This window comes from Paenibacillus litoralis, from assembly GCF_046244365.1.
In the GTDB taxonomy this organism is placed as follows: Bacteria; Bacillota; Bacilli; order Paenibacillales; family NBRC-103111; genus Paenibacillus_V.
On sequence record NZ_CP176395.1, the window covers coordinates 4,515,367 to 4,537,972 of the forward strand.

A 22,606-nucleotide genomic window follows, 5' to 3' on the forward strand; every position below is an offset into this window, starting at 1 on the left:
TCATAAGGAAAGTTTCAGTCGTCACCGGCCCCAGAAAAACGGCTTCGCCGCCATTCTGAGGCAGTACGTTTTTCAAGAAGTCGAACAATCAACGGAGGCTTTACTTTCTGAGACTTGAGCGGTGTCCGCTCCGCTACCCTTTAACCGAGCCGATCATCGTTCCTTTCTCGAAATAACGGAGCAGGAACGGATACAGCACCAGCACCGGAAACGCGGAAACGATCACCGCCGCCATCTTCAAGCTTTCCGGCGCGGGCGGCACCTCGTTAACGGCCGTCGTAAACGGATCGAGCCGGTTCTCGATCAGAATTTGGCGGACGATCTGCTGAAGGACGAATTTCGTTTGATCGGTCACATAAAGCAAGTTGTCCATAAAGGCGTTGATGTGATAAACGAGCGACCAGAGACCGATCGTCACCAAAACGGGCATCGACAGCGGCAATATAATCCGGGTGAGGATGCGCAGATCGCGCGCGCCGTCGATCCGGGCCGCCTCGATCAGCGCGTCCGGCACCGATCGGAAGAACGAAATCATGACCAGCACCTGGAACGCATTAGCCGCATGCGGCAGCACGTATACCCACCGCGTATTGAGCAGATGCAGCTCCTTCATGAGGAGATAATTCGGCACGATCCCTCCGTCGAATATCATGGTAAACAGCAGCAGCATCACCAGCACCCGCTTCCATGGAAACTCCCTGCGGGACAGCGGGTAGGCGGCGCATATCGTGACGATCAGCGTCAAGAGCGTACCGACCGCCATGCGGAACAGCGTATTCCCGTACCCCGTCCATATAAACGGATAGGTCAGCAGCTCCCGGTAAGGAACGAAGGTAGGCTGCCTCGGAATCCAATGAAAGCCGTTGCGCAGCGCCTCCCCCCTGCCGCTAAGCGATACCGAAAATACGTGGATGAACGGGTAGACGACAATGATTGCTAGTATACCGAGCACAACATAAATCAAGCTGACGGTCAGCTTATCCTGCCAATTTCCGGTTCTCATGCTGCGAATCCTCCTACCATAAACCGCTCTCCCCTCGGCTCAGCCTTCGTACCGTAAAGTTCGCTCCCAGGATCAACAGCAGCCCTACCAGCGACTTGAACAAACCGATCGCAGCGGTGTAGCTGTACTGGAATTGTTGAAGACCGACGCGGTACACGTAAGTGTCGATCACATCTCCGGTTTCGTAGGTAACGGGATTGAGCAGGTTGATGATCTGTTCGAAATTTGCGCTCAAAAATCCGCCGAGGCTGAGAATAAACATAATCGCAACCGTTGGCATAATCGACGGGATGTTGATGTGAACGATCCGCTGCCAGCGGTTCGCCCCGTCGATGGTCGCCGATTCGTGCAGCTCCGGATGAATGCCCGACAGCGCGGCGAAATAGATGATCGAGCCCCACCCGATATCCTTCAGAATGGCCGAAACGACGATGATCGAGCGAAAATACGCCTTCTGCCCCATATAAAAAACCGGCTTTCCTCCGAACCACCCGACGATTTCGGCCACGACGCCCGTCGTCGGCGACAGGAAGTAGATGACAAGCCCTGACATAATGACCCACGAGACAAAATGCGGCAAATACATCGTCGTTTGGATGAAGCGCTGAAAAAAGCGGGACCGGACCTCGTTCAGCAGCAGCGCAAGCAGAATCGGGGCCGGGAAGGCGAACAGCAGCAAATACAGGTTCAGCAGCAGCGTATTTTTCAGCAAACGGTAAAAGTCGGCTGTTTGAAACAAGGCTTCAAAATGCTTCAATCCGACCCACGGACTTCCCCAGATGCCGTCGGCAATGCGAAAATCTTTGAAGGCGATCATCACCCCGTAGATCGGGCCGTACTTAAACACAAGGAAAAAGGCAAACGCAAACAGATAGAGCGCAAACAGCTCCCGATGCTTCATGATGGTCTTCATTCCACTTCGCACATCCTCAAGCCGGATTCGATCCGCCCCCTGCTCGGGAAGAGGCAAGCTGCCTCTTCCCCGGGAGCGTGGAATCGCTTCGCAAGCCGATTATTTTTTAAACTGCTTCTGGTACATCTCGTTCGCTTCCTTGGTCAGCTCGTCTCCGCCCTTCGCTTTCCATTCCGTCACATATTTATCGAAATCGCTGAGCGGAATTTCCCCGCTGATGAATTGGGCGAAATACTTTTGCGTAAGCGCCGTTAGATCCTTCTTATACTTGCCGTCCGACGGCAGCGCCGCGAACAGCAGCGCATCGGTCCAGTTCGGTGCGGACGAGTACGTGCGAACGGCTTCGTTCAGCTTCGGATTCGAATATTTATCGCGGTAGCTGCGCGTCGTAATATTGCCCAGGGAGAACAATCGGGCGCCGATCGAATCGCGCTGCTCCTGCTTCTCGAAGCCGGTCAGAAACTTGGTCGCGCCGGAGGACGCTCCGCTGTCCGCAAAGTCCCAATGCGTCCCTTTCACGCCCATGCTCGTCATATTGATCGTCTCTTCGTCGCTGCTCTCCGCCCGCAGGATCTCGAATATTTTGTTCAGCTTCGCGGGGTCGTCCTTCACCTTGCTGCCGAACACGACATAATTGCTCTTGATTCCCCAGTCCCAGCTGCCGCTGCCGCCGGGGCCTTTCGGATTTTTGCCGAGCGCGAGCTTGGCGTTAGGGTTGATGTCCTTCATGGCGACGATCGTCGCCCCGTCGGCAAGCGCGGCCTTGCCGATCTGCTCCTCGATGACGCCGATCCGGCCGTTATAGAGCTTTTTGCGGTACGAATCCTGCGTATCGGTAATAAATTCAGGATCGATGACGCCGTCGGCGTACCATTGGCGCAGCTTCGCGAGCGCGTCCTTCGCCTCGGGCATGACGGACCCGTTGACGATCTGCCCGTTCTTCTCCTGCCACATGGTGGGCTCGACGCCGAATGCGCCGAATATCGAATAGAAACCGGACGACCAGGTCGACGTCGCCGTACCGGTCAAGCCGTACGTGTCGTTCTTGCCGTTGCCGTCCGGATCGTTCTTCGCGAACGCATAAACGGCCTTCTCGAACTCGTCGAGCGTCTCCGGAAGCTTCGCAATGCCGGCTTTGTCGAGCCAGTCCTTGCGCCACAGCATCGTGAGATCGTAAGGCTTCAAATCGATGAACATCGGAACCGCCCACAGCTTGTCGCCGAACGTAACCGTCTGAAACAACGCCTTAGCCTGCTCAACGTCCTTATAGTATTCCGGCATCTTCTCCTTCACCATGTTCGGGTCGATGCTCATGAGCACCCCTTGAGCTTGGTAAGCGGATACGTTCGAGGGATCGCCAAGCATGAACAGGTCCGGTATTTCGCCGGATGCGATGCTGGCGTCGGTCACCTTGACCGGTTTGATTTTGACATTGAATTTCTGCTCCAGCCACTTCTGCACTTGCGTATCGGCAACGACCGCCGCCGCCTGAAAGTGAATTCCCCACGTAATCTCGATCGGCTTGGCCGGCTTGGCGGAACCGCTCGGCTGGCTCGTTTCGGAACTGTTCTTCTTCTCTGCGGAACACCCGCCGAGTACGCCTGCCGCCATACTGGCAGCCAGGACGGCAACACCTATGGTCTTCATTTTATTAGGCAACGCAAACTCCCCCTGTTTGGCTTGATTGAAAGACGTTCCCCGATGTGCTGTCCCCGGCCGGGATTGGGAACGATTACATCATTTACGTTATCCTGCCGCAAGCGATTTCACAATGATTTCATTCGATTTTCGTTATGTTTTTCCCTTTTGGTGCCGATTTCCGGGCATTATGTTATCCGATTTTTCGTATGTTTTTCGCGTCCCGCCTTTCCGCCCCTTCAATCTATGCTATAATTTGCGTGGTGCCGTGTCTGGTATCCGTACGACCTTGTAAACGCTATCAAACTCGAAGGAGGGTCAGGATGTCCGTTCGTCTGGTGATTCGAAACCGCTCGTTATTCGTCAAGCTGCTGATCTCCTTGACGGCAATCGTCATTGTCACCGTCATCCTCATTTCCTCGATCACGTACACGATCTCCGCCGATACGAACATTCAGAACTCGATCGAATACAACAAGTCGATTTTGGAGCAGCAGCGGGAGCTGATTCATAAAGAACTGCATGCCATGAAAAATATCGCCTCAAGCATGATGATGACCCAGTCGTACCTTTACCACACGATTAACGATAAGCTGAGCGTCGCCTCGCTGATCGATTTGTCCCGTTTTTTGGAGGAGCAGAAGAAGCTGAGTCCGTATATCGATTCCATCTATCTCGCCTACGGCAAGCTGGATCTCATTCTAACCACCCGTTCGGATATGAAAACGTCATCCTTATCTTCGTTCTCCGACCGTTCGTGGCTGCCGGAGGTATACCAAGAAACCGGGAGCCGGACGGTATGGCTCACCGATCGTTCGAGCGGTATTGCTCAGGGCAAGTTTGCCACCAGCTTAATGCAGAAAATGCCGCTCATCGGACCGGTCGAAGGCGCCATTCTCATTAATTTGAAGCTCGACGCGCTTTTTAAAGACTATCTCGGCCATTACCGCAGCAAGAAGGGAACGACGCTTGTCCTCGGGCCGCAAGGCGAGCTGCTCTACAGCGAAAACGATGAAACGGCGTCGCTTATCTCCCAACTAAATATGGAAGCATTGTCTTCGCCCGAAAATGGATCGTACGAAGACGATCGCCGATGGATCGTAACCTATACGACTTCCGATTTGACCGGATGGAAATTCGTCAATTTAACCGAGCGATCCGTCCTGCTTCACGGCCTTAACCGTATTAAAATGATTGTGATAGCCGTTTCCGGACTTTACGTCACGGCCGCCATCCTCTTGTCGTTCTATATCTCGCGGAGGCTGTACCGCCCGCTTAAAAGCGTCCTTGCTTATATCAGCGGCTCCAACGCGGCATCCGGCCCCTCCCCCGGCGAAGGCCAGAGCCCGGAATCCGCCCCGCCGGCCGCTGACGAAGCGAGCTTCATCCGGCAATCCTTCGAACGGCTCAGACACAGCCGGGAAGCCATCCTCAGCGAGAAGGAGCGGGTCGAGACGCTGCTTGGGGCCAACCGCTCGGCGATCAAGGAAAAATATTTGAGCGACCTCATCAAGGGGCGCGCGGTTTCCCCGCAGGGCGGAGGGCAGGAGAAGGACGCATCGGAGCTTCTCGGACTGAAGCTTGATTTCGCGCGGTTTGCCATCCTAACCGTAGAGTTGGAGGAGTTGGAGGAGCAGGCGCTGCTTAACGACTCGACCGGCAAGCTTCATTTTCATCTGTTTCAATATGGCTTGATCGAAGAGTTCGGAGCCGAAGTCGACGGCGAAATTTTCGCCAGGGACGATGAACGGATCGTGATCATTCATGCCGTGCCGTCCGGACATGACGAGCTCCCGGCCGAGCTTGCAAGAAAGCTCCAGCTGCATATGAAAAGCCGTTACGGCATAACCGCGACGATCGGCATCAGCCGCATATGCGCCGGCGTGCAGTCGGTCCAGTCGGCCTATGAAGAGTCGGTCGAGGCGCTCAGCCTCAAAATGTATGTCGGCAAAGGCGAAATCGTGCCTTATGCGATCGTCAGCAGCTGGAAACAGGATGACGAGACCTACTTTTATCCGTATGAGTTGGAGACGAAGCTGCTTCAGGCGCTGTTGCAACTGAACGAGGAGGATTGTGCGGCGATCATCGGGCTGATCACGCAAGAGGTGACCGCACGCAGGCTGGGGAAAGCCAACGTTCAGCAGCTTTTCTTTCAGCTAAGCGGAGAGATCGTGAAAACGCTGGTTCAAACCGGGGGCGATATGTCCATCGTGTTCGGCGACCGGCCGTTCGTGCTATCCGGCATTCAGACGCTTCGCGATATGGAGATGCGCTTGCTGGAGATGTGCGCTCAAATCATCGAGCACAACCGGGAGAAGCGGCTGAAGCTGAACGACGTCACGCTGCAGCTCGCAACCGAGTTTATGGACAAAAACTATAACAACAATATTACGATCGAGACGGTCGCCGGCCACGTGCAGCGCAGCACGTCCTTTTTGAGCCGCATCTTTAAGGAAGCGACAGGCACGACGATCAACGACCATTTGATTCATCTTCGGATCCAAAGAGCCTGCGAGCTGCTGCGGCAGCCGAAATATTCGCTGGAGGACATTTGCCGCGAAATCGGTTACTCCAATGTCAGCTACTTCAACAAGCTGTTCAAATCGCGTATGGGACATACGCCGGGGCAATACCGGCTGCTGCAGTCGGCGGACCGGATCGCAGAGGCAAGCCGCGAGGAGCCGGAATCGACTTAACGAGGAAAAGCCGGCCACTCCGTCTGAGAGTTGGCCGGCTTTCGTATTCAAATAGTCAAAAGCGTATTTATTTTTACCCACAGTTCGGCTCCTTGCTCTCCGTCCTTCCAGGGAATGAAATGCGGCTTCATGATGTCATGCCAGTTCTCAGGTGTGATGGGCGCCGGCCATGTCCTTCGCGTCACTCCGCTCACGTTCGCCGATACCGGCCGTTCGTAATAGGAGAAGATCACCTCCTCGTGCGCTCCGATCATGTAGGTCGGATTGAAGCTGTTCGGCGTCTCCTCTTGTTTCGCGTAATGATAGAAGACGTAACTGCCGTACATCTCCGGGTTCAGACGCGCCAGCGAGCCGATCCGCTCCCGGTCTTCACAGCGGGCTTCCGGCGATTCTCCCTCCCCGTCGTGATAAATATCGAGCATCGGGACCGCCAAGCGGCTTGTGCCGTCGCTTCCCCCGGGCCACGTCTCCAACATCGCCCGGCAAGCTGCCGGCCATTCCCACTCGAAGCTTTCGCCTGCCGTTTCAAAATAAAGAAACAAGCCGTCCCCCTTCTCGAATAGGGAACCGGCGAGCATCCCTTGCCGCTGAAGCTCCTGCCGCCACTCGGAGAGGGATTCCTTCAAAGCCAGGACAAATTTGTCCTTGGTTCTTTCCTTCAGTTGAGCTCTGTACATCCGTCTTTTCATGGTTCGATCCGATAAAATCGCCGGGCGTTGCCCGCGCGAATTTCCCCTTTCTCCTCTTGAGAGAGTCCGTCAGGAAGCAGATCTTCAAACAAATCGACGACATCCCTGTAGCCGCCCGCCTGTAAGGCGACCGGCCAGTCGCTGCCGAATAGCAGCCGATCGCAGCCGAACAGCCGGACCAGCTGCTCGACGTACGGCCGAAGCAGCTCCGGATGGGGACCGCCGGCCATCGTGATCATGCCGGACAGCTTGACCGCCGTTTCCGGGAGCCGGGCTAGCCGTTCCATGCCGGTTCGCCACGGCTCCGTCTGCCGCGTCCGTACGGCCGGGCAACCCAGATGGCCCACGATCGCCTTCAACGCCGGTACCTCTTCCAGGTACGACGCGACGCCGAAGAGATCGTCAGGCTGCACGAGCAGGTCCAGCGTCAACCCGGCCTGCATTAGACTGCCGAGCGCCGCCCGGAGCTTGCTCCGGTCGCCGGCAGACCTACCCTCGCGAAACGCGCTGCCGTTGATCCTGATCCCGGTGAAGCGGGGATGCGCTTGCAACGACCTGAGCTGCTCGGGGAAGCGTTCCGCGAACGGATCAAGCCCGCCGCTTACGCCGGAGATGACCGGCCAGCTCTGCGACAGCTCCAGCAGGAAAGCTGCCTCCTCGGCCGTAGGCGCGGCCTGTACGGCGACAAGCCCCTCGACGCCGAACGTTCGAAGCGCCGGAAGCAGCCGCTCCGGCATATAATCCTGGCAGAGCAGCGCGTTATCAGGCTTCAGCCAGCCGTAATCGCCGCGCGCCGGCTTCCAGAAATGCACGTGGCTGTCTATGTACATGGCGCATCGTCCTCTTGCCCGCTCCGACCGCTCAGCAGCGGATTGCCGGAATACGGGTTCGGCCACGGCATGTCATAGCTTGGCGAATTCGCATACCGTTCCATGCCGAGCTTGAGCCTTATGCCCGCTCCGGGTTTCAGGCCGACCGCCAGCCACTTGCCTTGAACCTCGGCGTACGGGTCTTGCGGAAGGCCGCCTGCGTCGAGCCGCTGCGCGCCGGTGAACCGGTGCTCGCCGAACGTTCCCGCCTGAATGACGACCTCGCGTTCGTCAAACAAGCTGGTGTTGCAGAGCTGAAGCGTCACGCTGTCCGGCGCAAGCGCCTCCACCAGCGCGGACACGCCAGGCGGAAGACCCGGCCGCCGCTCCAAGGCGTCGAAGTAGCGCACCCTCGCATGCTGCAGGCCGCCGTGCGAGATGTGCATCGGGCCGCCCAGCGTCAGCTGTACGAGCGACTCGAAGTAAAGCGGGCACATCTCCTGCCAAATATGAATGCTGGAGTAGTTTCCATCGTGAAAGCCGCTGCTCCAGCCGCGCGGATCGCCCTGCTCCGAGCGCATCCGTTCCAGCTGCCGGCCGACGAGCTCCATATTGGCGGACAGGATGGCCTCCAGATAGTCCGGATTGCAGCCGCGAATATACTGGAACCACGGTTCCGTATTGCCGATATAGTGCTTCGTCTCCCGGCCCGTCCGGCTGTCTCTCCCCGATACGACCGGCACGACGATTTCATTCCAATCGTGATCCTTCGGAATCCGCTCGATCCGCTGCAAGTCTTCTTCGGCCATCGACATCGTCCACAGATAGATCGGATACTTCGGCAGCGGCTTCCGCCAATCGCTCCAGCCGTTATCCCCGTGCTTGTTGGGAACGAGCGCATGGCCGTTCTCGTCTCGGCGCAGCGCCCAGTTCGCGTCGAGCTGGGAACGGGCGAGCGCCAGCCGGCTCATGTCCCCCGTGAGCAGCACGGCGTTCATGCATGCGTTCGTAAGCGGCTCGATGATCGTCATGAATCCGTGCGGCCATCTCCAGCCGTAGTACCCGCCCCACCATTTGCCGCCGTTGTATTCGCCGATCTCGCCGGACAGGCCGATATTGTCCGGGATGATTCCGCCGTTGCGGCCGGTTCTCTCTTCCCAGGCCGCAAGATAATCGGCCACCCATTCGCGGAACGCTTCATCTCCCGTATGCATGTAGGCGTGCGCGACCAATCCGCTGGCGTTCAAATTCAAAGGGACGTCCCCGCGGTTCATCCTCTCGTTCATCATCGCGATCAGCCGCCGGTATACATCGTCGTCCGTCCATGGACATTTGCCCTTTGCGTAATCGACGCCGGGAATGTCTTCATATGGTGCCGGATAATGATCAAGGATGCCGCGATGGGTGATCCAATCCTCGGCCGTCACTTGGAAGCGCGGCCCTTTGCTGCCGTTCAGAGGCGAGCGGATCAGTTGCAACGCTTTGTCATAGTTCGGGGCGTCCGGGTCGTCACCCGTATACATGCGGGCGAAACGAACCGAGCGCTGCCGGTCCTTCAATGTAGCCGGGCCTGCAAGCCCGAGGAAGTACAAAAATAAATATCCTTCGCCATGATGCATCCAATCGTAATATGCATCGAATTCCCGGTGGATTTGACCGTACTCCGTCCATTGCCACGTAATCGCTTCCCATATTTTGCGCGACACGTCGTGCAGCTCCCTGTCTCCCCCGAGCACGTAGAGCAGCGCCAGGTTCATAAATCCTTCGTACGGGTCGTCCGAGCCGTCCATTCCCGGCCATTCCTTCTGCCAGATCAGGCTTCCGTCCGGCTGCGTGTAGCGCTCCACGAACTCCTTCGCCGCCTGATTCAGCGTCTGCAGCAGCCACTGCTCCTGCAACGCCCATGCCGGCGGAACCATCCGCTCCCCCGCTTCGATCCGCGGAAGCCCGCTTCCTTGTGCGTTCATATCACTTCCCCCTATTCCGCCGGAAACAGACTCTTGCCCTGAAACAGGGCATACACCCGGCTAAGCTCGTCTGGCGCAAGCCCTCGCCCGTCGCAATACGCCATGTTCGTACGCAGCACCTCGCAAGTAGCGGCACCGGTCAGCGTAACATGAACGGCCGGCTGCGAAAGACTGAAGCGCATAGCCGGCTCGACGAGTCCGTGCGGCTCCTTCGTTCGCAAAAATCGCAGCTGTTCGATGCGCTGCGCCGCCTCCGTCACGATATCGTCCGTCAGGAACGGCGCCGGCGTGTCCGCAAGCAAACCGAGCCCCAGCACACTGCCATTGATGACCCCGATCCCGGTCTCCGCTGCGAGCGGAAGCAGCTCGTCCTTGGCCGTATGATCGATCAGCATATACCGCGCATAAAATTGTATGCTGTCGAACCGGTTCAGCCTGACGAAGCGCATCAGAAGCGGCAGTATTCTTGTCGAGATGCCGATATACCGGATCTTCCCTTCGTCCCGCAGCTTCTCGAGCGCCGGAAGCGTCTCGTTCACAAGCGTCTCGTACGGCGCCTGCTCGGCATCGTGAATTTGCAGCAAATCGATCCAGTCGGTCTGCAGCCGCTCCAGACTTTGCTCGACGGACCGGATCGTATCCGCATAACCGAACGACTCGTCAGGGCCGACCGCTTTCGAAGCCAGAACGACCCCGTTCCGTTTCCCGTCTCGCAGCGCTTGCCCGATCCGCCGCTCCGATTCGCCTCTATTGTAACGGGGAGCCGTATCGATAAAATTGATGCCGCCGTCGATCGCTTCATGGATCATCTTCTCGACTTCGCGCTCATCGGCGGGGCCGAAAACGCCGGCCAGCGGAGCGCCGCCAAGCCCGAGCTTCGACACGCGAAGCCCTGTTCGGCCAAACGTTGTATACTCCATACTTTCATCCCTCCTACTTTAGATTGTAAAGATCATCCCTTATAATGAAATAGCCAGAGTTCCACATCTTATAGCATATCTTCTCTACAAGTTCAAAAGGGGGAGTGATCCAGGTGGAGTTTATCTATACGGAGCCGATCGGACTGACCGATCTCGCGGTGCTCGAGGTCGGCACGCAGGCCTGCACCCCGGATATGAAATTCGGACCGGGTGTGCGGGATATGTACATCCTCCATTACATCCACAGCGGATATGGCACTTATTCCGCAGAGGGGCGCAGCGAACCGATCGGACCGGGCGGTCTATTCCTTGTCGTTCCGGACACCGTCCATTCGTATTGGACCGATCCGGACGAGCCCTGGCACTATTCGTGGTTCGGTTTCGTCGGTACGTTGGCTGCCCGTTTCAGCAAGCAGGCTGGATTCACCGGGCCCGCTCCCGTCCGTACTCCGGATCCGTCCGTCTCCGTCGATCCGCTGTTTCGGAATGTGATTAGCCTGCGGGAGAAACCGTCCAAAGAGCTCCTTCTAACCGGACTGCTGTACCGGATATTCGGCACGCTTGCCGTCCCGGACGATACGCCTCCGCTGAGAGCCGACGTCGGCCTTCACGTGCAGAAGGCTGTCTCCTTCATCAATGCCCGTTACGCCGATCCCATCGGGCTCGACGACATTGCAAGCCATCTTGGGCTAGACGCCAAATATGTGTGCCGTCTTTTCCGGCAGCGCCTGTCCATGTCCCCTTACCGGTATTTGACTGACGTGCGGATGAGGAAAGCTTGTCGCCTTCTCCGCGGGCAGCTGCACGGGATCGCCGAAATCGCCCGTTCGGTTGGCTATCAGGACCCGCTTCTCTTTTCACGGATGTTTAAACGAATAATAGGCCTATCCCCTACCGCGTACAGAGAAAAGGCCAAACTGGAAAACAGCGGTGAAATATAGCAAAAAGGTTAGGTGAGGATCAGTATTTTAAATGTTCAACTGATGCAAAGTCTTCAATTCTATACTTTCCGCTTTCACAATTAAGCGTTGTTATCGAACACTCAGGAATCAACTCGCTTTGTACGGAGATGAAATTAAAGTGACAAGCATCAAGTTCGTCCTCAGGAAATGTATGAACCAGAAAGTCAGTTATTAATCCTCCATGAGTAACAATTACAATATTACTTTGAGGCGGGTATTGCATTGCTAATTCTGATAATAAAGAGGACAGACGTTGCCCTGCTTGCTTTGCAGAATCACCAACGGGTGGTATATATTCAGGCTCACGTGTACATCTCTCCCACATCGCAACAAACTCATCAAAAGTTTGTCCTGGTGAGTCTCCCCAATTAGCTCGTTCTCGCAAACGGGCATCCACATTTATTGTTGATTTCGTCTCTAATGCTATATACTCGGCGGTTTCTTTTGCTCTTCGAAGTGGGCTTGAAAGGATGACTGCTATCGGCAAATTACAAAAACGTCTAGCTGTCAATTGTGCTTGTAATACGCCCTTAAGGGTTATTGGAACATCTCCAATTGCTTTTTCTTTTAAAGCATGCCTAACAAGAAAGAAAGTCGTCGTGCTCATTTATCGGTACCTCCTGCTAGAGATTAGTGCCCTTACTTCAACGATTACGTACAACCCGTATTGAAGTTATTTCCAGATTACACCTTATAGGAATTACGAACAACGTAAAATATAGTTCAATTTAAACTATGCCTATTAATAACTAAAACCCGCAAGTTATGCGGGTTTTAATCGGGGTAAGATCTTGTCGCTGACAGTTCCGTTCCCCATTTTTTATATAGACTTCTTGCGTTTGGCGTGTCTACTCCGAAAAAATACTAATTTTTGAAGTGGGAAAAGCCAAGCGATCAGCCCTCATTGCAATCTTTGTATCAACCAATAAAATGCCAGTACAAAAATAAGGCAAGACGTTGAGATCATCATTTTACGATACCACGAAAACCTTCGCAACCATATCAAGAGGGGAAGCAACAGGCACAGGATCATGAGCTGGCCTGCTTCCACACCTAAATTAAACGTCAAGAGCGAGCCAATCAAGTTGCTCTTTGGAAGTCCCGTTTCGGCCAAAGCTCCGGCGAAGCCCATGCCGTGAATCAATCCGAATAAGGCAGTCAATATCCATCGCCACTTCGCCTTTTGAACAAAAAGATTTTCCACCGCTACATAACAGATCGACAAAGCAATCAAGGCTTCAACCCAGGACGGGATGACATGAATGCGACCCGTCGCCACTAGGAAAAGGGTAATGCTGTGGGCAATCGTAAATGCAGTCACAATCTTGATTGCATCCTTGAATCGAGCTGCGATTAATACTAAGGATAACAAAAACAGCAAATGATCATAACCGATTAAAATATGTTCGATTCCAAGCACAAAATATTTCCACAGAACGGAGCCAATCCCGGAAGAAACGGAGTCAATCTTGGACTGAGGTAAAGTGACCTGAACATCTTGTGTATTGACATCCAGAATATCCTGATAGAAAAAGTCCCCTGAACGAACTGTGAGTACACTCATATGCACGAGCGCATCTTCAAACGCCAGATTGTAATGAAGATCGAGTTGTTCGATCGCTTCATCGGCGATTAAACGCAGTTGAAGCACGACGCCTCTAGTAGACCCCTTTTCCTCCACATTCGTCGAAAGCAATGTAATCGTCAAGGGCTTCGAATCAACCTCTATACGAAGCCCTTTCTTTATAAACGATTCGATCCCTTCTTTTTGCGAGGACAGTTCATCATTCTCCAGATTATTATCCTTGTTGGCATCGAATTGTGGAAGCAAGTCTCTTTGATCAAGAAAAAGTTCATAGTCAATCTGGTTCCCTTTAACGGTTAACGCCGAGTACCCCATGCTTGCGGTATGCGCATATGACGTTGTAGCAATCCCAAAAAAGAATAAGAGGATGAACAAGGAGAGGAACCTTTGTACATTCATAGCTGCTAAACCTCTTTTTATAAATGATAAATGCTGTACATCAATTTGGCCGCTTCCGCGCGGGTTGTCGTTTCCTTCGGATGAATCCCGCCGCCGTAACCGTCGACCAGCCCCGATTTAACCAGAGCGGCAACGCTATTCGCTGCATAACCGGAAATTTCCGAAGTATCGGTGAAGGAACCGAGTTCAGCTGGCGAAGCGTCGATTGTCAGTTTTTCTATTATTCTGAGCGCCCTTTCCGTCAGCACCATCATATCCTCTCTCGTGATCGAAGCATGCGGATTGAATGCATGATCCCCGCTGCCGTCCGTAATTCCCATGCCTCTGGCAATCCTGGATGCTTCGTCATAATAGGAACCCGCTTCAACATCGGCGAAACGATCGCCAGCCGGTCCTTGCAGATTGAGCGTTCGTACCAGCAGTACGAGAAAATCAGCACGGGTTACTTGCTTTGCCGGACTAAATTGACTGTCTGAGATGCCGTTAATAATGCCTTTGGATGCCAAAACTTCAATCTGCTTTTTAGCCCAGTCCACAGAAGCGATATCGTCAAATGTCCTTTGTACGAACGAAATAGCGTATGTGCTGAAATGTGTCGTCGTGAACGTCACTTGGCCGGTAGCCGGATTATACTTTCCATTCGGAATGGAATGGATATCTCCCTTGCCGTCAATATACCAAACGACGATGTGCTCCGGATCTTTTCGTTCCTCCGCTGTAGGAGAATAAGGGATGCTCACGGTTACAGGCGCTTTCGGGTTATTGAAGGCGATCATTTTGTCTCCTGCTTGAATGCTAAGCTCAATCACCGGATGGGCCCCGACCTTTTTTTGTACACTTTCGTCTAACTTGCCGATATCCGCCCTGGTAATACGAAGCCCGACTTCGCTACCGATAAGATCGTTTTCCTTGAACATGTTGCTCGGAATCACGATAGAGGCAATGGAGGTTTTGATTTCTATTTGATATTGTTTCTTTCCTGTTGAAATGGAAGGAGAAGGAATTTGCTGTACATAGGCGTTTGCTCCTTCTGCTTCCTGTACGTCAATGCTGATCGTTTTCTTACCGCTCGGATCCGATTTCGCTTTGCTTTCAGCCTCTTTCCATGCTGCTGCATCAACGGTTGACGTCACTGTGTTTGTTGCCGGGTCGACCTTCACCTGGGGTACGATTTTAATGACATGACTCCCGTTTCCGCCGGTGTTTTCGTTGTTGCCGCCATTCCCATTGTTGCCATTGTTACCGTTGTTACCATTGTTACCATTGTTGCCGCCATTCGATGCTTTTATATTCACAGACACCATGCTATTGCCCGATACGACAGCAGACTCTATTTTCGAATTCACCAATTTCACGCTGTCCAGTACAATATCGGCCTTTCCCTGACTATCTGCGTGAAATGTCAGCGTAGCCAGTTTTACCTCTCCGTCCTGGCCGGGCGTATTGCCTAATTGCGTATGCGCAAGTTGAATGGCATTCCCTTTGACAACAGGCTCCACGGTAAAGCCGCCGTTGCTTCCGCTAATGCTCTTCACAAACTTCAAGCGGCTGGAATCATAGGTGACATTTACTTCATAGGCGTACAAGTCGGTTACATGTTTTCCGGTCACCGTGACTTGAAAGTCATCGCCTGCGGAAACATTTTTGTCCGAGATCGAGAGAGAAAAGGTCGGGGCTGCGTTGGCATGAACAACAATCTGAGGGAAAACGAATATGGTCAAAAGCAACGCGAGACTAAGCGAGAATCGTTTTTTTAGCATCGTAACATTCCGTCCTTTCTACATGAAATAATCAGGGGGAGAATAGAAGCTCTCCCCCTCTTTATGGTTGCTTTTATTTCAAGATCGCTTTAGCGACAATGACAAGGTCGATTAAGTCAACCCTACCGTCGTGATTCACATCCGCTCTCGCGTTCCAGCCCGCCTGATCGGACTCCTTGCCGTAAACCGCTGCAACGATAGCCAAGTCTCCAATCGTAACACCGCCACCATTGATATCTGCGGTTATTTTCTTGGCATTGAACGCTTGAACTGCCGCTTCCAACGTGGTTTTCGCAATATCCACCTGCTGCTGATCGGCATTCGGATCGTTCGCTATTGCGCTCGCCGCCTCGATTGCCGACTGCAATTGCGCTTTGGAGCCAATCGCGTACAAGCCGTCCCCATTTCCTTCCACTGCAGCATTGTACATCGTCTGAGCGTTTGCGATTAATGCATTCAAGAGCGACTTATCTACAGAATTCATGATCTGGATTTCATGAGAGGCTCCGTTAACTTGCAGCTCATTCCCTTGTCCGCCCGCAATGACTACATGGTCTACAGAAATTGTCGTCGTATGGGCAGCTTGCGTTGCCGTCTTGGCCGTAAATTTGAATGCAAGCAAATCGCCTTGTGCAGGCACGTTCGCTGCCAAGCTGGCAGCCATAATCCGGATTTGTCCCGGCGCCGTCTCCTTCTGATCGATGACTTTGAATCCATCGTTCAGCGATGCAACCGAATCGAACTGTATAAACGCCGGATCAAAATGCAGCGTCAAATCTTGCGCATATACCGACTGGTATACGCTTTGCGTAACGCCGGTCAATCCCATCGTGATTTCGAATGATTGGCCGGCGGCCGCCTGCTGCAAACCTGTCAATGTAGATTGAGGCATGGTTAACGCCGGCAGCACCGTCACGCTGATGCTTGTTGTCAATGCTACGTTGTCCGGATTCAGGACGCCTGCCGGCAAAGTTACGGTTCCATTTACCGTGAAGGTCTGCTCGATCGTAAGAGAATGATCATAATTGGCCGCAGCTACATCCCAAGACACAGCGACATTCTTGTTTCCTTTATCGGTAACCAGTTCTACGGTGGAAGGCAAGCCCAGGGCTTCTGCCGTCTTTACGGTTCCGTTCGCCACTCCCTGGATGGCTGCAGGCGCTGTTATGCTCTTTAACGTCACGTGTTGAACGACCTCAAATGTCTTGCGAGCCACGATCTCATACCCGTCATTGAGCATATAGAGTACATCATACATACCGGGAGCCAGTCCGTTATTTAAACTGACTTTTCCGGATCCGCCCTTTAAATAACCCCATGTTATCGACACACCTGCGCCTGGAGGAACAGCTCCTGCTTTGTAGATACCGACCCAATCTTTCCCATGCGCCGCCGCTCCGGAATAAGACATGGAAATGGCTTCCCCTTGCAGGTACTGGGACTTGTCCAGCGTTAATCGACCGGCAGCTACGCCAGCTGCCTGAACGGTTACGTCAATGCTTGTCGTCAAGGATACGTTGTTCGGGTTTTCCACTCCGAGAGGAAGCGTTACGGTTCCTGGCACCGGGAAGGTCTGCACCGTCTTGATAGCCGGATCGTAGCTAACGCTGCTTAAATCCCAATTTACGCTTGCGTTAATAATTCCTCCGTCGGTTACAATCGTAACGTTTGCGGGCAAGCCGAGAGCTGCCGCCGTCTTGGCCGTCCCGTTGTTTGCAGATACCGCTGCAGGCGCTGTGATACTGGTTAATTTCGCACCCGGGGTTGTAATGTCCACGTCCTGATACGAACGGTTATACATGTCATCGGCAGCGAATATCCGAAGTAAATAGGATGTTTTCGGCATTAACCCTGTAATCTTGTATTGCCTGTACTCATCATAGGGTTTGTCCAGCGGCAGCGAAAGGCTGTTGAACGATTTGTCCACTTCCCCGGTTTGCCTGTTGATCAGTTGAACGTTATATTCCAAACCGCGCACATTGTCAGTTGCTTGCTTGATCGTAAACGTCACTTCGTTGCTTGTCAGGGAATCGACCTTAATCCCCTCGTCAAATTGCGGAGCTATGAGTTCTTTAATTTTGTTCTTGTTATACGTAAAGGCATCTTTGCCTTCGCCAACGTTCACTACACGAGGTGTACCTACAAATTCATTGGTACTGACGTTGTACTGTTTAATGATCAGTTTCGGACCGTAAACCTCCAGGAAATTCAAAATACGAGGCGTGGTTTTATAATTGATATACGCGCCTTCTATATATCCGCCGTACGGACCGTTATCAATATAACTGGAATAAGACGTCGCGCCGGAATCGAGAAACGTAGCCGCGCCTTGATAGAGCGAACGTTCGTCGGTCGGGTCGTATTGCGTATGGCCTGACATATAGAACACCTGAGAAAAATCGTTGCCGGTAAGAAATTGACCGAAATTATTGCTTGCGGCGCTGCTCCATGCCGATCCCCACACCGTTCCGCTTATCGGGTAGTGAGACATGACAAATATCGGTTTGGTCGGATCATAATCCGGTTCGCTTTTAATTTGATTGAGGTAATTTTTCGCTTTCCCTACCGTACTCTCGCTGTTAATATTTGCGTCAAAGCCAATCAGATTATATCCATTAATCTTTACCCTGTAAGCACTGTTGTAGAAATCGTTATCGTACGAATTCGTCGATTCGTTCCACGCGCCCGCCGTACCGACAGGTATCAAGTTTTCGGAGCCGTTCATATCATGATTGCCTTTGACCATATATAACTTCGTCGTGTCAAATAAGCCCTCATTTTTCAGTTTATTGTATACGTCCCTCATGTGCCCCATCCAGACATACTCATTGGCATTGTTGCCGCCGGTAATGTCGCCGGGCATCACCATCACGTCAGCCTGAGGAAATACGCTCATGGCCTTTCTCATATCGGATTCTACGCGCTCGATTGCAGCAGGATTGCTGCTGATTTCCGGGTCGCTGTTCACCGTCATATTCAAGTCTGCGGGAGTCAACGCTTTATTGCTTTTTTGATAGATGAAGATGGCGTTGTCCAGTTCACGCTCGTAATAATTGATCGTTTCCTGCGTATAAAACTTTACTTTTTGCGTTGTTGCGACCGTATTGGCCATATTCGCAACCTTCTTCAACGAATCAAAATCGGTTTCGCTGAAGCCGTTGCCGAGACTACCTGCGATTATTGCATGAGCTTCCGCCAGTTTGGTGGTGAGTGCCTGCAAATCCACGTTATTTCCACCGTAACTATTATAGTTAGCCTGAATGACATCGCTGCTGATGGCGCCTTTCCAAATCTTCAGATCCGCTATATCGAATGAATTGCCGCAGCGATTGCCCAATCCGTCACAGCCAATATTTAACGGGTTCGATGTATCTAACGCTCCGCGTCTGATCGGGGTATCATCCATTTTGTACCCGTCGATATACAACGAAGCGAGCAATTTATCTCTGTCCACTACAAAGGTCACGTAACGCCAATCGGAAGCATCGAACGTGTTGCGCCCGAAGGAAATGTTTTTTACGGATGCGTTCGGGAACCCCAAATTCATTTTGACCGATCTGGCCGATGTGTATATGGCCCAGCCTGCGTTAGAGCCGTTACTGAAATCCTTGTTCGATAAAATGACACTGTTCTGATTCGTGTCGCCCTTATACCAGAAGGATACGGTAAAGCTGTCCTCGCCAAACGGCAAGCTTTTCGTCGTACCGACATAATTGCCGCTTCCGCTTTCCAGATGCAGAGCCTTGGTCCCGGGCATGATTCCGTCTACATAACTATACGCCCCCGTTGCTTTCAACGGATTCTCCGGATCGGCATCGTTCTGTAACTGATTATCGAACATTATCGATGCAATCAGGGGATTGTCATTTCCTGCTGCGTTCGCGAGCATAAGGGGCTGAGGGACTGCGGCTTGTACGGTGGTCGATAACAACATGAATATCATCGTTAACGCTAGGGTAAAAGATGAAATTCTTTTCATGACAGAAAACCTCCATAGGTTGAATTATATATTTGAAGAGCCTGTTCAAGGCTCGAGTAATGGAGTAGAACAATATCCACCACCTGTTCTTAATGAACATCGCCGCTCATGTTGAGACCGATGACGCCGCCATCGATTTCCATTTCATTTTGATTTTCAAAGTATATTCTCCCTTTTATGTTTTTTGTTCAAAAAATATTTAATCTACCTGAATATTCCTTTATTTTTCATCTGTTTTCCCTTTATGTACAAATATTATTGTACGATCATTTTGTCTCTTTTGTGTCAAATGACTGTTAACTGGAATTTAAGATTATGTAAAGCCTTTCTTATATTCGTTCTGGCCTACATGGCGATTTTTTTGCTATATATAGAGGCATCCATTCAAAAAAAAATGAATTTAATAAGCTTCAGCATGAAGTCGATGTTATGACGGAGGCCATTGCTCAAGCGCTTCCCGAGTTAACAGAGCTCATTCTTGAGGAACATATTACCGACGAGGAACGGAAGCTTGCTCTTCAGGATCTGCACAAGTTTAAACATGCGAAGAAGTATTACGAGTGGCTGCAGCAGTTTGTTGACGCGTTGCGGAGCGGAGCGTTTTTCAATGAAGCCCCCGCCGAAGCGGACTCGGCTAGAAACAAAAAAGAGACGCATGACGAGTAATCTTTATCTCGTTACGCGTCTTTTTTTAAAGTCTCAGAACGTATACATGGCATATATACTAGATCTTTCAGCCATTTCACCATTTATATCGTCTACCGTCATATACCCAATCAAAAATAAGCCATGACCATAACATAAGTGTAGACCGACGGATGGGATGGCTTAATGCGGAATACCGCCGAACGGATCACAAACTAGGGAGGGTTTTATATGTCCTTTGGTGGAGCTTTTACATCGACTGGTGCAATTCTTGTTTTGTTCATTCTGTTGGTGATTATTGCCTGCTCCGTTTGTGGATTCGGCTATTGATACTTTTGTAATAGGGATACTAGTCCTTTTCATCCTGTTGGTCTTTGTCGCTTGTGCCTGTGCTTTGAGGTAAAGCAATAGTCATTATTAGGTCGGAAAGCACCTACGAGGGTAAAGCACAGACAACACGTGCGGAAACAGCCGTCATGGTCAAACGTTTTTTGATATAAGCGGAAATTATTAATGTCTGAAATGATGAAGCAACGCCGAGAGCCCACTCACCGGCGTTGTTTTTTTGTCATCATCAAAATTCCGGCATCCTAACGTCCACCGTACGTTTCTGCATACTCGCCTGACGATCTCTATGGACTCGTACCAGCCGAAGGAAGTCGGCTTTTCGGAGAGCACGGGTAGCTTTCGGTCGAATGCCGCAAAATTCACTTGCCGATGAATCATAGGGGAGTTACATTGACTAGGAAGTCCGCTTGAATGGTGACCAAAGCGTTCTCGAGCGAAGTATGGAACGTCACATTATACGGGACGGATATGCTAAGAGCCGAGGCAACCGAATCTGCAAAAAGATCCCCAGAGCATAAGAAAGTTAATGAAAACCACATCATTTCATTGAAACCGTGAAGGGTAAATCACTCTCAATAACAAATTTTTTAAACGATGTTTCTTCTTCACGATTTCAAACGGTCGCATCATCTCGTAATCTTCATGTTCGAGCATGTGACAATGCCATACAAAAATTCCTGTGAAAGGATCAAACCTCGCAATAAAAGAGGTAACGTAACCAGCGGGGGCTCTAATCGTATCTTTAAATCCCCTCTCGTTAGGTTCAGGAGGAACAGCAGGTTTTGTAAATTTCAGTTTTCCTGTGGTTTGGAAATGAGCAACGTCAAAAGGCTGGCGCTCAAGAATTTGCATGTCAACAACATGTAAATGAATAGGATGATCATCAGTTGACAGATTGATTAAGCGCCATATCTCAACAGTTCCTAATTCCATTTTCTCAGACACTCGATCATTCCACATTTTACCATTCAGTAAATTCAACGATCTTCCATATTCATCCTCTACTCTGGTGAGTGTGAGATCTCTTGTCCTTGTTGCCATCTCTCTTGAAAGAAAATCAATTTTCGTTAAATGCTCTGGAAGGTAACTGCCATCTTTGCCTTTTAACGGAGAGGTTACTCTAAACTGCATGACATCGGTTGTTTCGGGGGAGGCTCCCATAAAGACATTTTTAAGATTGACCGTCTTTCCAAAGAATCGAGAAAAATCAACGATCACATCCGCACGTTCGGTCGTTAGAAGGAGTATCTCATTCATTTTCACTGGTTTCTCGAGTAATCCGCGATCAGTTCCAATTTGATAAAATGGCTGTCCAGAGTCCAGTTTGAATGTAATGGCTCGACTATTACAGTAATTTAACATGCGGAATCGGTATTTTCTCGGTTCTATTTCTATATATGGGGAAACTTTGCCGTTTACTAATAAGTAATCTGCGTCAAAAGGTGTGACAATCGAAGGATAAGGAAGACGTGGATTGTTTTTATCCGGAGTAGCGGGATAAAAGAGCGAGCCATCCGGATTAAACGATCGATCCTGAATCATAAGAGGGATTTCATATGTTCCTTTCGGTAAATTTAGGGATTGTTCATGCTGATCACGAATGATAAAAAAGCCTCCAAGCCCCGCATAATTGTTCAATCTCGTAATCCCCATTGTGTGGTCATGATAAAATAACGTAGTCGCTTCAAGGTTGGGGTACTCATATACTTTTCTTTGAAACGAAGGTCCTGTTTGTTCAAAATTTCTCGTAAACCACGCTTCAGGGTACCCATCACTGTGGTCATGCTGTTTTCCCCCATGTAGATGAACCACAGTCCTAACCTGTGGAAGTGTTTTTTCTGCACCGTGAATGGTCGTATCGATGGGGAGAAAATGCTTATCGGGCAGATCATTCATCCATTTGACATATGTCATTTCACCCTTCATCACATCGAAAGTCGGGCCAGGGTACATTCCGTTGTAGCCCCATAAGCGGGTTGGGCCTAGATCACGATGTAATTTTTGGGTAAATTCCCTCATGTTCACTTCATAATAAGAACCTTTCTTGTCTCGCATGATCGGGGAAATGGTTTTGGGAATCGGCAGTTTATCGACGAATTTTTGAAGTTTTACTTTTGCGGGCATATGAGTGGAGTCCTCCTCGCGGTTAATACCTATAAAAAGCGTATGAACGACAGATGTCCCAATATGTCGATTTGTCTCCCTCTTACTTTAAGGTAATGACGGTTCTGAATCGATGCTTATCAATTCGCTGCTGATTCCGATGACAAGAAATTGATATCATAAATGACAT

General features: G+C 51.4%; 16 protein-coding genes. 4 read left to right on the forward strand and 12 right to left on the reverse strand.

Annotated elements, in window-relative coordinates; genetic code table 11:
- Window positions 1–133 precede the first annotated feature (133 nt).
- The 3 genes from ACKGJP_RS18815 to ACKGJP_RS18825 form a co-directional block, all read right to left on the reverse strand.
- Window positions 134–1,003, reverse strand: coding sequence for a carbohydrate ABC transporter permease (locus ACKGJP_RS18815; protein ID WP_409340358.1), 870 nt, complete (start codon window positions 1,001–1,003; stop codon window positions 134–136).
- A gap of 13 nt (window positions 1,004–1,016) precedes the next feature.
- Window positions 1,017–1,916 (reverse strand): ABC transporter permease, encoded by a 900-nt coding sequence (locus ACKGJP_RS18820; protein ID WP_409340359.1) that lies wholly within the window; start codon window positions 1,914–1,916, stop codon window positions 1,017–1,019.
- 99 nt (window positions 1,917–2,015) lie between these two features.
- Window positions 2,016–3,575 carry an extracellular solute-binding protein gene (locus ACKGJP_RS18825; protein WP_409340360.1) on the reverse strand — a complete coding sequence of 520 codons (1,560 nt, stop codon included), beginning with the start codon at window positions 3,573–3,575 and terminating at the stop codon, window positions 2,016–2,018.
- Between the two features lie 302 nt (window positions 3,576–3,877).
- Here ACKGJP_RS18825 and ACKGJP_RS18830 point away from each other — a divergent pair, with 302 nt between their 5' ends.
- Window positions 3,878–6,250: a helix-turn-helix domain-containing protein gene (locus ACKGJP_RS18830; protein WP_409340361.1), complete on the forward strand. Its 2,373-nt coding sequence runs from the start codon at window positions 3,878–3,880 to the stop codon at window positions 6,248–6,250.
- Between the two features lie 47 nt (window positions 6,251–6,297).
- Here ACKGJP_RS18830 and ACKGJP_RS18835 read toward each other — a convergent pair whose 3' ends face one another.
- From ACKGJP_RS18835 to ACKGJP_RS18850, 4 genes are read right to left on the reverse strand one after another with little or no spacing between them, the layout of a single operon-like run.
- A complete protein-coding gene (locus ACKGJP_RS18835; protein ID WP_409340362.1) occupies window positions 6,298–6,939 on the reverse strand; it encodes a hypothetical protein in 642 nt (213 codons plus the stop codon).
- On the reverse strand, window positions 6,936–7,769 hold the full coding sequence (locus tag ACKGJP_RS18840) for an amidohydrolase family protein (protein WP_409340363.1): 834 nt from the start codon (window positions 7,767–7,769) through the stop codon (window positions 6,936–6,938). The genes ACKGJP_RS18835 and ACKGJP_RS18840 overlap by 4 nt, the downstream gene beginning before the upstream one ends.
- Complete coding sequence (locus tag ACKGJP_RS18845) at window positions 7,760–9,715, reverse strand: hypothetical protein (RefSeq protein ID WP_409340364.1); 1,956 nt, start codon at window positions 9,713–9,715, stop codon at window positions 7,760–7,762. Before ACKGJP_RS18845 ends, ACKGJP_RS18840 begins: the two co-directional genes overlap by 10 nt.
- Before the next feature lie 11 nt (window positions 9,716–9,726).
- Window positions 9,727–10,635 carry an aldo/keto reductase gene (locus ACKGJP_RS18850; protein ID WP_409340365.1) on the reverse strand — a complete coding sequence of 303 codons (909 nt, stop codon included), beginning with the start codon at window positions 10,633–10,635 and terminating at the stop codon, window positions 9,727–9,729.
- A 113-nt stretch (window positions 10,636–10,748) separates the two neighbouring features.
- Between ACKGJP_RS18850 and ACKGJP_RS18855 the strand changes: the two genes are divergently transcribed.
- Window positions 10,749–11,576 carry an AraC family transcriptional regulator gene (locus tag ACKGJP_RS18855; protein ID WP_409340366.1) on the forward strand — a complete coding sequence of 276 codons (828 nt, stop codon included), beginning with the start codon at window positions 10,749–10,751 and terminating at the stop codon, window positions 11,574–11,576.
- 19 nt (window positions 11,577–11,595) lie between these two features.
- Here the strand turns inward: ACKGJP_RS18855 and ACKGJP_RS18860 are convergent, their stop codons facing one another.
- The 4 genes from ACKGJP_RS18860 to ACKGJP_RS18875 all read right to left on the reverse strand — a co-directional run bounded on the left by ACKGJP_RS18860 (window position 11,596) and on the right by ACKGJP_RS18875 (window position 19,320).
- Window positions 11,596–12,204: a histidine phosphatase family protein gene (locus ACKGJP_RS18860; protein ID WP_409340367.1), complete on the reverse strand. Its 609-nt coding sequence runs from the start codon at window positions 12,202–12,204 to the stop codon at window positions 11,596–11,598.
- Window positions 12,205–12,498: 294 nt separating this feature from the next.
- Entirely contained in the window at window positions 12,499–13,581 is a 1,083-nt protein-coding gene (locus tag ACKGJP_RS18865; RefSeq protein ID WP_409340368.1) for a HupE/UreJ family protein, read from the reverse strand.
- A 17-nt stretch (window positions 13,582–13,598) separates the two neighbouring features.
- A complete protein-coding gene (locus tag ACKGJP_RS18870; protein WP_409340369.1) occupies window positions 13,599–15,341 on the reverse strand; it encodes an S-layer homology domain-containing protein in 1,743 nt (580 codons plus the stop codon).
- A gap of 73 nt (window positions 15,342–15,414) precedes the next feature.
- Window positions 15,415–19,320: a LamG-like jellyroll fold domain-containing protein gene (locus ACKGJP_RS18875; RefSeq protein WP_409340370.1), complete on the reverse strand. Its 3,906-nt coding sequence runs from the start codon at window positions 19,318–19,320 to the stop codon at window positions 15,415–15,417.
- A 429-nt stretch (window positions 19,321–19,749) separates the two neighbouring features.
- Here ACKGJP_RS18875 and ACKGJP_RS18880 point away from each other — a divergent pair, with 429 nt between their 5' ends.
- Window positions 19,750–19,986 (forward strand): hypothetical protein, encoded by a 237-nt coding sequence (locus tag ACKGJP_RS18880; RefSeq protein ID WP_409340371.1) that lies wholly within the window; start codon window positions 19,750–19,752, stop codon window positions 19,984–19,986.
- 210 nt (window positions 19,987–20,196) lie between these two features.
- Window positions 20,197–20,295, forward strand: coding sequence for a YjcZ family sporulation protein (locus ACKGJP_RS18885; protein WP_409340372.1), 99 nt, complete (start codon window positions 20,197–20,199; stop codon window positions 20,293–20,295).
- A 561-nt stretch (window positions 20,296–20,856) separates the two neighbouring features.
- On the opposite strand, the gene ACKGJP_RS18890 is transcribed toward ACKGJP_RS18885, so the two are convergent.
- Window positions 20,857–22,437: a multicopper oxidase family protein gene (locus ACKGJP_RS18890; RefSeq protein WP_409340373.1), complete on the reverse strand. Its 1,581-nt coding sequence runs from the start codon at window positions 22,435–22,437 to the stop codon at window positions 20,857–20,859.
- Between the last annotated feature and the right edge of the window lie 169 nt (window positions 22,438–22,606).